This is a genomic window from Oryzihumus sp. (assembly GCF_036391795.1).
Classification (GTDB): domain Bacteria; phylum Actinomycetota; class Actinomycetes; order Actinomycetales; family Dermatophilaceae; genus Oryzihumus.
Window position 1 is genome coordinate 17,660 of sequence record NZ_DASVZH010000004.1, and the last position, 13,825, is coordinate 31,484.

Sequence of the window (13,825 nt, forward strand, 5' to 3'; positions counted from 1 at the left end):
ATGGACGCCGTGGAGACCATCCTGGGCCGGCTGACCCTGGAGCAGAAGGCGTCCCTGACCTCCGGCGGCGACTTCTGGCACACCCAGGCGGTCCCCGACGCGGGGGTGCCGGACGTCATGGTCACCGACGGGCCCAACGGGCTGCGCAAGCAGTCCGGCAGCGGTGACGCGATGGCCCTGGGCGGCAGCGACCCGGCGACCTGCTTCCCGCCGGCGGTCACCCTCGGCTGCACCTGGGACGTGGGCCTGGCCCGGCGGGTCGGGGAGGCCATCGGCGCCGAGGCGCTCGCCGCCGACGTCGCCGTGGTCCTCGGCCCCGGGGTCAACATCAAGCGCTCGCCGCTGTGCGGGCGCAACTTCGAGTACGTCTCCGAGGACCCGTTCCTGTCCGGCCGGATGGGCGCCGCCTGGGTGGCGGGGGTCCAGTCCCGCGGCGTGGGCACGTCCCTGAAGCACTACGCGGCCAACAACCAGGAGACCGACCGGCTGCGGGTCAGCGCCGACGTCGACGAGCGCACCCTGCGGGAGGTCTACCTGCCGGCCTTCGAGCACGTCGTGCGGCAGGAGCAGCCCACGACCGTCATGTGCGCCTACAACAAGGTCAACGGCACCCACGCCAGCGAGCACCACTGGCTGCTGACCGAGGTGCTGCGGCAGGAGTGGGGCTTCGCGGGGATGGTCGTCTCCGACTGGGGCGCGGTCAGCAACCGGGTGGCTGCGCTCGCCGCCGGGCTGGACCTGGAGATGCCGCCCTCGGGCACCGACCAGGAGGTCGTCGACGCGGTCCGCTCGGGGGAGCTGCCCGAGGAGGTGCTCGACGAGGCGGTACGCCGGGTGCTCACCCTCGTGGCCCGCGAGCAGTCCCTGCCCGAGGAGCGACCGGGACCGGACCTCGACGCCCACCATGCGCTGGCCCGGGAGGTCGCCGCGGCCGGGGCGGTGCTGCTGCGCAACGAGGACGGCATCCTCCCCCTCGCCGCCGACGGGACCGAGGTGCTCGCCGTCATCGGGGAGCTGGCCCGCACGCCGCGCTACCAGGGCGCCGGCAGCTCCCAGGTCGTGCCCACCCGGCTGGACGCCGCACTGGAGGCGATCCGGGCGCTCGCCGGCGAGGAGCGGGTGCGCTTCGCCCCCGGCTACACGCTCGACGGACCCGTGGACCCCGCGCTCGCGGACGAGGCGGTCGCGGCCGCCCGGGAGGCGGGCACGGTGCTGCTGTTCCTCGGGCTGCCCCCGTCGGCGGAGTCCGAGGGGTTCGACCGCCCCGACATCGCCCTGCCGCCGGAGCAGCTGGCCCTGCTGCGGGCTGTTCGCGCCGTGAACGAGCGGGTCGTGGTGGTGCTGGCCCACGGCGGGCTGGTCTCGGTGGCCGGGTGGGAGGACCAGGCGGCGGCGGTGCTCGACGGATGGCTGGGCGGCCAGGCCGGGGGCAGCGCCATGGCCGACCTGCTGTTCGGCCGGGCCAACCCGTCCGGGCGGCTCACGGAGACGGTCCCGCTGCGGCTGGAGGACACCCCGTCCTGGCTGTTCTTCCCCGGCGGGGAGCAGCACGTGCGCTACGGCGAGGGGATCTACGTCGGCTACCGCTACCACCAGACCCTCGGCGCCCCGGTGGCGCACCCGTTCGGCTTCGGGCTGTCCTACTCGACCTTCGCCCTGGCCGACCTGGTGGTGCGCCGGACCGGCCCCAACGCCGCGGAGGTGTCGGCGACGGTCACCAACACCGGGCCGGTCGCCGGCAGCGAGGTGGTGCAGGTCTACGTCCACGACCGCGTGGCCTCGGTGGACCGGCCCGAGCACGAGCTGAAGGGCTTCGCCAAGGTCCACCTCGAGCCCGGGGCCAGTGACACGGTGGTGGTCCCGCTGGAGCCGGACGCGTTCCGCTTCTGGTCGCCCGGCCGGCGCCGCTGGGTCGTCGAGGCAGGCGAGGTGGAGGTGCGGGTGGGCACCTCCTGCGCCGACATCCACCTGGTGGAGGTGCTGGACCTGGAGGGCGACGGCGTGCTGCCGGAGGTGGACGCCTCCTCGACCCTGGACGAGTGGCTCGCCCACCCGGTGGGCGGGCCGGCTCTGCGTCAGGCGCTCGCGCAGGGCGGCGGCCGTGACCTGGATGGGGTCGACCCCCACGAGCGGGCCATCCTCGGGGCGATGCCGCTGGGCAAGCTCTCCGCGTTCGGGCTGGGGGTGCCCCGGGCCGCCGTGGACGCGCTGGTCGACGCCGTACGCGCCGAAAGGGACGTTCCTCGGGGTTGAGGGGCGCCCGAAACCCGAGGAACGTCCCTCCCGGCGGGTGACCCGGGCGGGTGACCTCGGGCGGGGTCAGCGCCCCGGCAGGGGCGCCACCAGCAGCGACTTGACCAGCCCGGCATACAGCTCGAGGGCCGGGGCGCTCTCGGCCCGGTCGTCCGGGGCGAAGCCGTAGATGCGGGTGCCGCTGGCCAGGCCGACCAGGGCGCAGGCGACCAGCTCGGCCCGGGTCTGCGCCTCCGGGCCGCCCCCGAGGGCGTCGGCAACGGGCGTGACGTAGGCACGGACGAACCGGGTCCTGACCTCCTCGCGGTCCGGGGCCGGCAGGGCGAGGACGACGGCGCGGACCCACGGCTCGGAGGCCAGCTCGGCCCGGCGCTGCACGACCCGGCGCACCAGCTCCCGGCCGAGGTCTGCCAGGGGCAGGTCGTCCGGCCACGGCTCGGGGTCGAACGAGGCGGCCTCGAGGAAGAGCTGCTCCTTGCTGCCGACGACCTTCATCACCATGGCCGGGGACAGCCCGGCCTCCGCGGCGACGTCGCGGATGGTCACCGACCGGAAGCCGCGCTCGGCGAACAGGCGCCGGGCGGCGGTGATGACGACCTCGCGGGTGCGGGCCTCGCTCACGCCAGGACCCGGGTCGGGGCCGGCAGGTCGACGTCGACCGTCTCGGAGTGCCCGGTGACGGTCACCAGGGTGGACGTGGCCCGGTCCTGCGCGGCGTCGACGACCGTCAGGACATAGCGGCCGGCGCCGGGCAGCGGCAGCGCGTAGCGGCCCTCGGCATCGGCACGGGTGCACGTCACGGACTCCCCCGACGGCTTGGTGAGGGTGACCAGGGCGCCCTCGGCGGAGCCCTGGGCCCCCCGGACCTGACCGGTCAGGGACAGCCGCTCGGTGAGCACGAGGTGCTGGTGGGTCGTGCCCTCGCCGAGGTCGAGCACGTCCGATCGCGGTGACCAGCCGTCGGCGGCGGTGACCACGAGGTAGCGGCCGGGACCGGGCAGCGCCACCTGGTAGGCGCCGGTGCTGTCGACGCGGGACCAGTCCACGGGCTCGCCGTCGATGCGCAGCACCGAGACGACCGCGCCGCGGATGGGCCGGCCCGACCCGGCGTGCACCACGCCGCGGACGACGATCTCGTGCTCCCGCCCGGGGCCCTTGACCTCGTCGTGCACCCGGGTCTCCGGTGCCGGGGTCACGGCCTCGCCGGTCCCGGGAGCCAACGCCGGGGCGGGAGCCGCGGCCCGGGACCGCGGCAGCGCCAGGGCGACCGCGGCCGAGGCCAGGCTGGCGATCGCGGCCAGCCAGAAGATGTGCTTGAACGCGTCCAGCGCGGGCACGGCCACCGGTCCCAGCCGGATCACGGTGCCCGTCAGCACGGCGGCGACCGTGGCGCTGGCCGTCGAGGTGCCGATGGCCCGCAGCAGGGTGTTCAGCCCGTTGGCCGAGGCGGTCTCGGTGATCGGCACCGCGCGCATGATGAGGGTCGGCATCGCCGCGTAGGAGACGGCCGTGCCCATCGAGACCAGGGCGGCACCGACGATGACCTGCCACAGCTGGCCGACGAGGAACACCCGGCCGACATAGGCGCCGGCCATGATCAGCGCACCGGTGATGAGGGTGGTCCTGGCACCGAACCGGCGGGTGATCGCGGCCGAGACCGGGGCGAGCAGGACCATGGCCAGGCCGGCCGGCAGCATGCCCAGCCCGGCGTCGATGACCGACAGGCCGAAGCCGTAGCCGGTGGCCTTGGGCATCTGCAGCAGCTGGGTGGTCGTGAGCATGTTGCCGAACATGGCGAAGCCCAGCAGCACCGAGGCGAGGTTGGTCAGCAGGACAGCCGGGCGGGCGGAGGTGCGCACGTCCACCAGCGGCTGGGCCACCCGCAGCTCCACGGGCAGCCACACGGCCAGCAGGACCGCGGCCGCCACGAACAGCACCAGGGTCCGCTCGCTGGTCCAGCCCCAGTGACCGCCCTTGGAGATGGCCAGCAGCAGCGAGGTCAGCGCCGTCGAGAGGAGGATCGCGCCACCGACGTCGAACCGGCCGCGGGTGCGCACCGGCGACTCGGGGATGACCAGCGGCACCGCGACGAGCATGAGCGCACCCATGCCGGCGGCCACCCAGAACAGGGCGTGCCAGTCGGCGTGCTCGCTGATGAAGCCGGACAGGGGCAGCCCGATCGCGGCGCCGATGCCCAGGGTGGCGCTCATGAGGGCGACTGCGGAGCCGACCCGCTCGCGGGGCAGCTCGTCGCGCATGATGCTGATGCCCACCGGGATGAGCGCGGCGGCGAAGCCCTGCAGCGCGCGGCCGGTGACCACCGCGCCCAGGGAGGTGCCGAGGGCGCCGACGACCGAGCCGGCGATCATCACCACCAGGCAGATGATCATCATCAGGCGCTTGCCGGCCATGTCGGCCAGCCGGGAGACGATCGGCGTGGCCACCGCGCTGGTGAGCAGGGTCGCCGTCACCAGCCAGGAGGCGTCCTCGGTGGTGGTGTGCAGCAGCTTGGGGAACTCCGGCAGCAGCGGCACCACGAGGGTCTGCTGGAGCGCGACGATCGTGCCGCACAGACTGAGCACGGCGACGACGAGCGGGGTGGGGGCGACACGGCGGGAGGAGGCGTGGGCAGACACCGGGGTCCTTCACAGGGCTTGGTGAACGAGCGTTCACCAGCAGTGAACCACCGTTCACCACGCGCCCCCAAATCCCCGCACGGCCCTTGTTAGGGTCGCGTCATGGCCGCCGACGAGCTCCTCGCCCTCTACGACCCGGGCGACGCCACCGGCCGGGTCACCGGGGCCGCCCCACGCTGGCAGGTCCGCGCCCAGAACCTCCCGCATGCCGCCACCGCCGTGATCGTCCGCCGCACCGACGGTGCCGTCTACGTCCACCGGCGCACCGACACCAAGGACGTCTACCCCGGGATGCACGACGCGTTCGCCGGGGGGTGCGTCGGCGCCGGCGAGGACCCCGAGGACGCGACCCGGCGCGAGCTGGCCGAGGAGCTGGGGATCACCGGGGTCGAGCTGGTCCCCCGGTTCCGCCGCTGGTACCACGACGAGCACACCCACTACCTGGCCTTCGGCTACGAGGTCACCTGGGACGGCCCGGTGGTCCACCAGCCGGAGGAGGTCGCCGACGGCGGGTGGATGCCCTGGCAGGAGCTCCTGGAGCGCCTGGGCGACCCGACGTGGCCGTTCGTCCCTGACGGCCGCGCCGGGATCGCGGCCTACCTCGACGCTCTGGCGGGACAGCAGTGAAGTCCCTGACCGCGAAGGCCCTCGCCCTGCTGGCGATCGACACCCTCTTCGTGCTCGCCTTCGCCGCCATCGGCCGGCGCAGCCACGAGGAGTCGTCTGCCCTGGCCGGGGTCCTGGTCACCGCATGGCCCTTCCTCGCCGGTATCGCGGTCGGCTGGCTCATCTCGATCACCACCTTCGGTGCCGTCCCCGGCACGGTGCGGCACGGCATACCGGTGTGGCTGTCCGCCGTCGCCGTGGGGATGTACCTGCGGGACATGACCGGACGCGGCATCGCCGCCTCGTTCGTGGTCGTCGCCACCGTCGTCCTCGGGGCGTTCCTGCTCGGGTGGCGGGCGCTCGCGGGATGGCTCAACCGGTGGGAGGGACCGGGGCGTGCCTGACCCCACCATCCGCGCGGCGCTCGCGGGCGACGTGCCGGCGATCGCCGCGATCTACGGCCATGCGGTGCGCGGCTCCGTGGCGACCTTCGACGTGGCCGACCCCGAGCCGGCCTACTGGCAGGCCAAGCTGGACAGTGCCCACCCCGGCGACCACGTGATCGTGGCCGAGGACGCCGACGGGACCGTGATCGGCTACGCCTACTCCTCCTCGTTCCGGCCACGGCCCGCCTACGACCGCACCCGGGAGACCTCGGTCTACCTCGACCCCCGGGCCGTCGGCCGCGGGCTGGGCACCGCGCTGTACACGCGGCTGCTGGACCTGCTGCGGGCCTCCGGCGTGCACCTGGCGGTCGCCGTGGTCGCCCAGCCCAACCCGGCCAGCGACGCGCTGCACCGCCGCCTGGGCTTCCGGGAGGTCGGCGTGCTGGAGGAGGTCGGGCACAAGTTCGGCGCCTACGTCAGCACCCGGTGGTACCAGCTGCTGCTGGAGCCACCGGGTGCTGAGGGGCCGGGGCCGGACTAGAGGTACTGGCCGGTGTTGGCGACGGTGTCGATCGACCGGCCCGGCTCGGTGCCGTCCTTGCCGGTGATGAGCGTGCGGATGTAGACGATCCGCTCGCCCTTCTTGCCCGAGATCCGCGCCCAGTCGTCGGGGTTGGTGGTGTTGGGCAGGTCCTCGTTCTCCTTGAACTCGTCGACGCACGAGGCCAGCAGGTGCTCGACCCGGATGCCCTTGGCGCCGCTGGTGAGGAAGTCCTTGATCGCCATCTTCTTGGCCCGGTCCACGATGTTCTGGATCATGGCGCCGGAGTTGAAGTCCTTGAAGTAGAGGACCTCCTTGTCACCGTTGGCGTAGGTGACCTCCAGGAAGCGGTTCTCGTCGATCTCGGAGTACATCCGCTGCACCGCCGAGTCGATCATGGCCTCCACCGTGCGCTGCGGGGACCCGTCGTGCTCGGCCAGGTCGTGCTCGTGCAGCGGCAGCGTGGCGGTGAGGTACTTGCTGAAGATGTCGCGGGCGCTCTCGGCGTCGGGCCGCTCGATCTTGATCTTCACGTCGAGCCGTCCGGGGCGCAGGATCGCCGGGTCGATCATGTCCTCGCGGTTCGAGGCGCCGATGACGATGACGTTCTCCAGGCGCTCCACGCCGTCGATCTCGGAGAGCAGCTGCGGCACGATCGTGGTCTCGACGTCGGAGGAGACGCCGGAGCCGCGGGTGCGGAACAGGCTGTCCATCTCGTCGAAGAACACCACGACCGGGGTCCCGCCGGAGGCCTTCTCGCGGGCCCGCTGGAAGATCAGCCGGATGTGCCGCTCGGTCTCGCCGACGTACTTGTTGAGCAGCTCCGGGCCCTTGATGTTGAGGAAGAAGCTCTTGGTCTCGGTCCGGCCGGTGCGCTCGGCGACCTTCTTGGCCAGGGACGCGGCGACCGCCTTGGCGATCAGCGTCTTGCCGCAGCCGGGCGGGCCGTAGAGCAGGACGCCCTTGGGCGGCTTGAGCTCGTGCTCCTTGAACAGGTCGGGGTGCAGGTAGGGCAGCTCCACCGCGTCGCGGATCTGCTCGATCTGCCCGGCCAGGCCACCGATGTCCTCGTAGTCGATGTCGGGGACCTCCTCCAGGACCAGGTCCTCGACCTCGGCCTTGGGGATGCGCTCGTAGACGAAGCCGGAGCGGGTGTCGAGCATGAGCGCGTCGCCGACGCGGATGGGCTCGCCCTCCAGGCTCTCGGCCATGCGCACGACGCGCTCCTCGTCGGCGTGGGCCACCACGAGGATCCGGTCGTCGCCGAGCAGCTCCTTGATCATGACGACCTCGCCGACCCGCTCGAAGCCACAGGTGGCCACGACGTTCAGGGCCTCGTTGAGCATGACCTCGCGGCCGGCGGACAGCTCGGCCGGGTCGACCGCCGGCGACACCGCGACGCGCATCTTGCGCCCGCCGGTGAGGATGTCGACGGTGGCGTCGTCGTAGGACTCCACGATCAGCCCGTAGGCCGACGGGGGCTGCGCGAGCCGGTCGACCTCGCCCTTGAGCGTCACGATCTGCTCCCGGGCCTCCTTGAGCGTCTTGACCAAGCGCTCGTTCTGGGAGGACACGGTGGCCAGCGAGGACTGCAGCTGCAGGATGCGGTTCTCGAGGTCGCGGGTCCGGGTGGGCGACTCGGCCAGTCGGCGGCGCAGCGCCGTCACCTCGTCGTTGAGCAGCGACTGCTGGCGCTCGACCTCTTCCCGCTCGAGGCGCTCGTCGTCCCCGGCAGCCTCGTGGGGCTGACGGGCGTCGTGCTGCGGCGAGTTGTCGGACATCGTCGGAACCTCCTCGCGGGCGACTCCCGGTCGCTGCCGCGACCGATAGGACGACCCTAGCCCGCTTGCGGGCCTACGTCTCGGACGTCTCAGTCACAGAACGGCGAACGCGGCGGATCTTCTTCTCCGACAGTGGCCGCTCGCCGAGGTCCTCCGGCTCCCACTGCTCCGTGGCGGCCTCGCCGTAGGCGCCCTTGGCCGGGCGGCGCTTGCGCAGCGGCGGGGTCACCCCGGGGGCCAGCCGGCGGGTGGTGATGAGGAAGCCGGTGTGGCCGTGCATCCGGTGCTCGGGGCGGACCGCGAGGCCCTCCAGGTGCCAGCCGCGGACCAGGGACTCCCACGCCTGGGGCTCGGTGAACCCGCCGTGGTCGCGCGCCGCCTCGGCCACGCGGGAGAGCTGGGTGGCGGTGGCGACGTAGCAGATGAGGACGCCGCCGGGGGCGAGGGCGTCGGCGACGACACCCAGGCACTCCCACGGGGCGAGCATGTCGAGGACGACGCGGTCCACGGTCCCGGGCTCGACCGCGCCGGGGAGGGTCTCGACGAGGTCGCCGACGGACAGGGTCCAGGCGGGGTGCGGGCCGCCGAAGAACGCCTCCACGTTGCCGCGGGCGATGTCGGCGAAGTCTTCGCGCCGCTCGAAGGAGTGCAGCGAGCCCTGGTCGCCCACGGCCCGCAGCAGCGACATGCTCAGCGCGCCGGAGCCCACGCCCGCCTCCACGACGCGGGCGCCGGGGAAGATGTCGGCCATGGCCACGATCTGGCCGGCGTCCTTCGGGTAGACCACGGCCGCGCCGCGCGGCATGGACAGCACGTAGTCCGACAGCAGCGGGCGCAGCGCGAGGTACTCCACCCCGGCGGTGTTCTTCACGACCGACCCGTCCGGCGCGCCGATGAGGTCGTCGTGGGCCAGCCGGCCGCGGTGGGTGTGGAACTCCTTGCCGGCCCCGAGGGTGATGGTGTGCAGGCGGCCCTTGGGGTCGGTCAGCTGCACCCGCTCCCCCTCACCGAACGCCCCTCGGCGGGTGTGCGCCCCGGTGGGGCTTTCGTCAAGGGTGTCAGGCGAGGTGCTCATGGCGGGCAAGTCTAGGTGCGCCCCGGAGGCCGTCGTGACAGGGCGTCCTCGAGGTCACCGGCCAGGACGATGCCCGCCAGAGGCGCCCCCGGGGACACGCGCACCGGCACCGCGTCGACCCCGAGCTGCTGCATCGTCTCGGCGATCGCCGTGACCGGCTCGGAGGGCGAGGCCAGGGTGACCCAGCCGCGTGGCTGGGCCCGCATCACCGCGGAGACAGGGGTGCTCGGCCGCAACGGCTCCGGTATGCCGCGCAGCGCGTCGTCGTCGACCAGCCCGAGCTCGGCGCCGGAGGGGTCGACCACCACCACCGCGGCGCCCCCGAGCTCGCTGGTGCGCACGGCGTAGGCGTCCTGCGCGGTGGCGGACAGCGGCAGGGTGGTGACCCGGCGCCATACGGCGTCGACGGTGACGCCGTTGAGGCGGCCACGGGTGCGTCCGGTGCGCACCGCCTGCGTCGCGCCGGCCCACAGGAAGGCCCCGATCATGCCGCCCCACACCAGGTCGAACAGGTCTGTCTGCCGGTTCTGCATGACCGGCAGGACCGTGAGGAAGAAGACGACGCTGAGCACCGCGACCACCCGCCCACTCCAGCCCGCGGCCGTCAGACCGGCCTCGCGTCGTCCGGTGACCTTCCAGACCAGGGCGTCGACGATGAACCCGCCGTCGAGGGGCAGCCCGGGCAGCACGTTGAACAGGGCGACGAAGGCGTTGGTCCAGGCGGTCGCCCCGAGCAGGATGTGGGCGATCCCGCCGCCGGTGACGAGGTGGCTCAGCTCCCAGGCGATGACGGCCAGCACCCCGTTGGTGGCCGGGCCGACGACGGCGACCAGCGCGCTGGCCCCGGGGGTCTTGCCCGCCGACTCGTAGGCCGTGTGGCCACCCCACAGGTCGGCCACGACCCGGCTGACGCGGTAGCCGAAGGCCCGGGCGACGACGGCGTGGGCGGCCTCGTGGGCCAGCACGGACACCAGGAGCAGGAGGGCGTAGGCCGCGGCGACGAGGTAGGCGCCCGAGCCCAGGTCGGGCCGGGACGCCTGCAGGGACGGGCCGTAGAGCACGAGGATGAGGACCGCGATGATCGGCCAGGTGCGGCCGATGTAGACGGGGATGCCGGCGAGGGTCGCGATGCGCAGGCCGGGGGCGCGCTGGGCTGGCGCGGCGCCGTCGGTCGTCATGCAGCGACCCTACGTCAGCGGGTGCCCGCCGCGATGAGGGATGGCTGTGGCTCGCCCGTGAGCTGAGATGCCTGCGCCACCGCCGGGTTGGCGCGGGGCTGTCGGCCGCGCGCCCTACAGTGCACCGCATGGTTGCCGCGTTGTCCCCGAGCCGCGCCTCGGACTTCATGCAGTGCCCGTTGCTCTACCGCTTCCGGGTCATCGACAAGCTGCCCGAGCCGCCGAGCGCGGCCGCGGCGCGCGGCACGCTGGTCCACTCGGTGCTGGAGCGGCTCTTCGACCTGCCCGCCCCCGAGCGGACCCTGGCGGCCGCCGCGGGCCTGGTGGCCCCGCAGTGGGAGGCGCTCGTCGAGGCCGAGCCCGACCTGGCCTCGCTGGTGGACGGGTCCTCGCCCGAGGCGCTGACGGCGTGGTTCCAGGAGTCGGTGGCGCTCATCGAGCGCTGGTTCACCCTGGAGGACCCGACGCGGCTGGAGCCGGCCGAGCGCGAGCTGTACGTCGAGACCGAGCTCGACGGGCTCACCCTGCGCGGCTACGTCGACCGGCTCGACGTCGCGCCGACCGGGGAGGTCCGGGTCGTCGACTACAAGACGGGACGGTCCCCCTCCGAGCTGTTCGAGGCCAAGGCGCTGTTCCAGATGAAGTTCTACGCGCTGGTCCTGTGGCGGCTGCGGGGCGAGGTGCCGCGACTGCTGCAGCTGGTCTACCTCGGCAACTCCGAGATCGTGCGCTACGCCCCCGACGAGACTGACCTGCTCGCCACCGAGCGCAAGCTCAAGGCGCTGTGGCAGGCCATCGAGCGGGCGGCGTCCACCGGCGACTGGCGGCCCAACAAGTCACGGCTGTGCGACTGGTGCGAGCACCGGCAGCTCTGCCCCGCCTGGGGTGGTACTCCCCCGCCGCTGCCCGAGGGCGCGACGGTGCTTGCGCTCGACCCGCGCGCTTCCGCGGCGGTCAGCCCCACCGAGGAGTGAGCGGCGCACGGGCCCGCTGACGGGGGCGTGGGCAGGGCACCTGCACCCATCCGGCCGCCGGGCCCCGCCCGTCCGGGCCGTTGTTGGTGGCGGTGGTTGTCTCCCGGCGAGTTGAACTCGCCTCGGGCCCGTTATCTGGATAGCATGCGCACATGGCCTCTTCCGTCGACCGGGTGGTCGCCCGCCTTGATGCCGCCGCCGAGCAGATCTCCACCCGCGGAGCAACCAGCCCCTCCCGCTCCCGCCAGGTGCGATGGGTCGTCGGCGAGCTGCGCCGTGCCCTCGATCACGAGGACTTCGGCGACCTCCCCCAGGACATCCGGTCGCTGTTCTCCGCGACGGCCCTGCAGCGCTACCTCACGTTGGCCCGCGACGGCGCGCTGAGGGTGGCGCCCTACCGCCGGACCACCCCCTCCCCCGCCTCCGAGCGTGTCCGCCTGGACTGCCTGGCTCTGCTGGCGGCCGAGCTGGGCGTCGCCCCGCCGGACCTGGCCCGCCCCGTGCCCCCGGTCCTGAAGGACCCCGTGCCCGAACGGCAGCAGCAGCGCGTGTGGGCGCACCTGGACGCGCTCACCCGGGACCCGCGCACCACCCCCGGCCGGGTGCGCCTGCTCGCCATGGTGGGTGTGGTCCTGGACACCGGCGCCCGGGCCGGCGAGCTCTGCGCGATGCGCGTGGACGACCTGGCCCCCGACCTGTCCTCGGTGCGGTTCCACCGGCGACCTCAGGCCCTGCGCGTCAACGAGCCGGCGCTGGACCAGGTGGTCCTGTCCGCCGGGACCCGGGTGGCCCTGCGCCGCTGGCTGGAGGAGCGAGAGCTGATCGTCGGCCGCCTCGAGGGCACCATGGCGGCGCTGTGGGTGTCCGTCCGCGGCAACCACGTGGAGAGCGCCGCCGGCCGCTCCGTGCCCCGGCCGGCCGGGATGCCGCTGCAGAGTCGCGGGCTGCGCCGGGCGTACGCGCGCGCCGTCGACGAGCTCAACGTGGACTTCGCGGGCACGCCCGACTGGCAGCCCCTGCCGTCGCGGCTCGAGCAGCTGCGGCGCGGCATACCCCTCCCCACCGAGTGAGCGGAGTCCCTCCCCTCGCAGCGCTGGTGTCGGCGACTGGCCCCCTCCCCTGCTGCGGATGCGGGTTGCGCCCTGCTTGGGGCCCGTTATCTCGGCCGTACGGCGCGTCAGACCCGGAACTGGTCGCCCAACCCCGCGTGCGGACCGAGGGGTGCCGTGTCAGATCCCGGGCCGGCCCACGCGTGGCGGGTCGACGGTCTGGTGCCGCCCGCCGCCACCCTCGAAACCCGCCGCGGCACAGGGCCACGACTGCCCCGCCTGCAGTCGGACGGGTGCGCCGGTCAGCCCCTCTGCCCCGGCGCGCGCGGCCCCTAGAGGAAGAGGCGGTTGAGGTCCGGCGGAGTGAGGCCCCGCAGGCTCGGCAGCTGCACCGCGCCGCGGTGGATCGGCACCGGCACGACGTGCGGCACGGCGATGGTGCGCACCCCGGCGGCCACGGCCGAGGCGACACCGGTCGGCGAGTCCTCGATGGCGATGCTCTGGGTGAGCTCGACGCCGAGCGCCCGGGCCGCCGCGAGGTAGGGCTCGGGGTGGGGCTTGCCGTGTGCCACCTCGTCGCCGGTGACCACGGCCGAGAACGTCCCCGCCGGCAGCGACGCGACGAACACGTCGGCCAGGGACCGCCACGACATCGTCACGAGGGCACACGGCACCCCGTGCTCGACGAGGCCGTGCAGCAGCTCGTGCGCCCCCGGGCGCCAGGGCACGTGCTCCTTGACGCGGCGCACGACGCCGGCGAGGAGCTTCTCGATGATCTCCAACGGCGACAACGAGATCGGCGAGTGCGCGCGGATGTACTCCGCGGACACCATCAGGTCGTTGCCGACGAGCTGGTGGGCGTGTTCGTCGGTCCACACCCCGCCGTGGGCCTCGACGAGCGCGTGCTCCTCGGCGATCCAGTAGGGCTCGGTGTCGACGAGGGTGCCGTCCATGTCCCACAGGACGGCGGCGGGCAGGTGGGGCGAAGCGGCGGGCTGACTCATGTCGCGTTGAAGTACTTGGCTTCCGGGTGGTGGACGACGAGCGCGTCGGTGGACTGCTCGGGGTGCAGCTGCAGCTCCTCGGACAGGCTCACCCCGATCCGCGAGGGGTCGAGCAGCTCGACGAGCACGGCCCGGTCCTCGAGGTCCGGGCAGGCCGGGTAGCCGAAGGAGTAGCGCGACCCACGGTAGGCCTGGCGCAGGATGCCCCCGAGGTCCGGGTCGTCCTCGGTCCCGAAGCCGAGCTCCTCGCGCACTCGTGCGTGCCACATCTCCGCCAGCGCCTCGGTCAGCTGCACCGACAGGCCGTGCAGCTCGAGGTAGTCGCGATAGGCGTTGCGGGAG

General features: G+C 73.5%; 13 protein-coding genes. 6 read left to right on the forward strand and 7 right to left on the reverse strand.

Translation table 11 applies throughout. The features are described 5' to 3' along the window. A complete protein-coding gene (locus VF825_RS00250; RefSeq protein WP_331108886.1) occupies positions 1-2,253 on the forward strand; it encodes a glycoside hydrolase family 3 C-terminal domain-containing protein in 2,253 nt (750 codons plus the stop codon). A gap of 66 nt (positions 2,254-2,319) precedes the next feature. On the opposite strand, the gene VF825_RS00255 is transcribed toward VF825_RS00250, so the two are convergent. Both VF825_RS00255 and VF825_RS00260 read right to left on the reverse strand, forming a co-directional pair. Continuing rightward, entirely contained in the window at positions 2,320-2,874 is a 555-nt protein-coding gene (locus VF825_RS00255) for a TetR/AcrR family transcriptional regulator (RefSeq protein ID WP_331108888.1), read from the reverse strand. Continuing rightward, positions 2,871-4,889: an MFS transporter gene (locus VF825_RS00260; RefSeq protein WP_331108890.1), complete on the reverse strand. Its 2,019-nt coding sequence runs from the start codon at positions 4,887-4,889 to the stop codon at positions 2,871-2,873. The genes VF825_RS00255 and VF825_RS00260 overlap by 4 nt, the downstream gene beginning before the upstream one ends. Before the next feature lie 102 nt (positions 4,890-4,991). Here VF825_RS00260 and VF825_RS00265 point away from each other — a divergent pair, with 102 nt between their 5' ends. Genes VF825_RS00265 through VF825_RS00275 form a run of 3 tightly spaced genes read left to right on the forward strand, consistent with a single transcriptional unit; the run spans position 4,992 to position 6,422 of the window. Then, positions 4,992-5,516 carry an NUDIX hydrolase gene (locus VF825_RS00265; protein ID WP_331108892.1) on the forward strand — a complete coding sequence of 175 codons (525 nt, stop codon included), beginning with the start codon at positions 4,992-4,994 and terminating at the stop codon, positions 5,514-5,516. After that, positions 5,513-5,899 (forward strand): DUF3054 domain-containing protein, encoded by a 387-nt coding sequence (locus VF825_RS00270; RefSeq protein ID WP_331108894.1) that lies wholly within the window; start codon positions 5,513-5,515, stop codon positions 5,897-5,899. The genes VF825_RS00265 and VF825_RS00270 overlap by 4 nt, the downstream gene beginning before the upstream one ends. Further along, the gene (locus VF825_RS00275; protein WP_331108896.1) at positions 5,892-6,422 is read left to right on the forward strand and encodes an N-acetyltransferase family protein; all 531 of its coding nucleotides are present in this window, start codon (positions 5,892-5,894) and stop codon (positions 6,420-6,422) included. Before VF825_RS00270 ends, VF825_RS00275 begins: the two co-directional genes overlap by 8 nt. Here the strand turns inward: VF825_RS00275 and arc are convergent. From arc to VF825_RS00290, 3 genes are all read right to left on the reverse strand, one after another. Further along, a complete protein-coding gene (arc, locus tag VF825_RS00280; protein ID WP_414695725.1) occupies positions 6,419-8,203 on the reverse strand; it encodes a proteasome ATPase in 1,785 nt (594 codons plus the stop codon). The two genes, VF825_RS00275 and arc, sit on opposite strands and share 4 nt — an antisense overlap. Before the next feature lie 73 nt (positions 8,204-8,276). Beyond that, positions 8,277-9,278, reverse strand: a complete 1,002-nt coding sequence (locus tag VF825_RS00285; RefSeq protein WP_331108898.1) for a tRNA (adenine-N1)-methyltransferase — start codon at positions 9,276-9,278, stop codon at positions 8,277-8,279. Between the two features lie 11 nt (positions 9,279-9,289). Next, positions 9,290-10,456, reverse strand: coding sequence for a site-2 protease family protein (locus VF825_RS00290; RefSeq protein ID WP_331108900.1), 1,167 nt, complete (start codon positions 10,454-10,456; stop codon positions 9,290-9,292). A 128-nt stretch (positions 10,457-10,584) separates the two neighbouring features. Between VF825_RS00290 and VF825_RS00295 the strand changes: the two genes are divergently transcribed. Next, the gene (locus VF825_RS00295; protein WP_331108902.1) at positions 10,585-11,430 is read left to right on the forward strand and encodes a RecB family exonuclease; all 846 of its coding nucleotides are present in this window, start codon (positions 10,585-10,587) and stop codon (positions 11,428-11,430) included. A 152-nt stretch (positions 11,431-11,582) separates the two neighbouring features. Then, positions 11,583-12,500, forward strand: coding sequence for a site-specific integrase (locus tag VF825_RS00300; RefSeq protein ID WP_331108904.1), 918 nt, complete (start codon positions 11,583-11,585; stop codon positions 12,498-12,500). Between the two features lie 311 nt (positions 12,501-12,811). On the opposite strand, the gene VF825_RS00305 is transcribed toward VF825_RS00300, so the two are convergent. After that, entirely contained in the window at positions 12,812-13,483 is a 672-nt protein-coding gene (locus VF825_RS00305; RefSeq protein ID WP_331108906.1) for an HAD family hydrolase, read from the reverse strand. Further along, on the reverse strand, positions 13,480-13,825 hold a 346-nt coding region (locus VF825_RS00310; protein WP_331108908.1), incomplete at its 5' end, for a vitamin B12 dependent-methionine synthase activation domain-containing protein. The genes VF825_RS00305 and VF825_RS00310, both read right to left, overlap by 4 nt.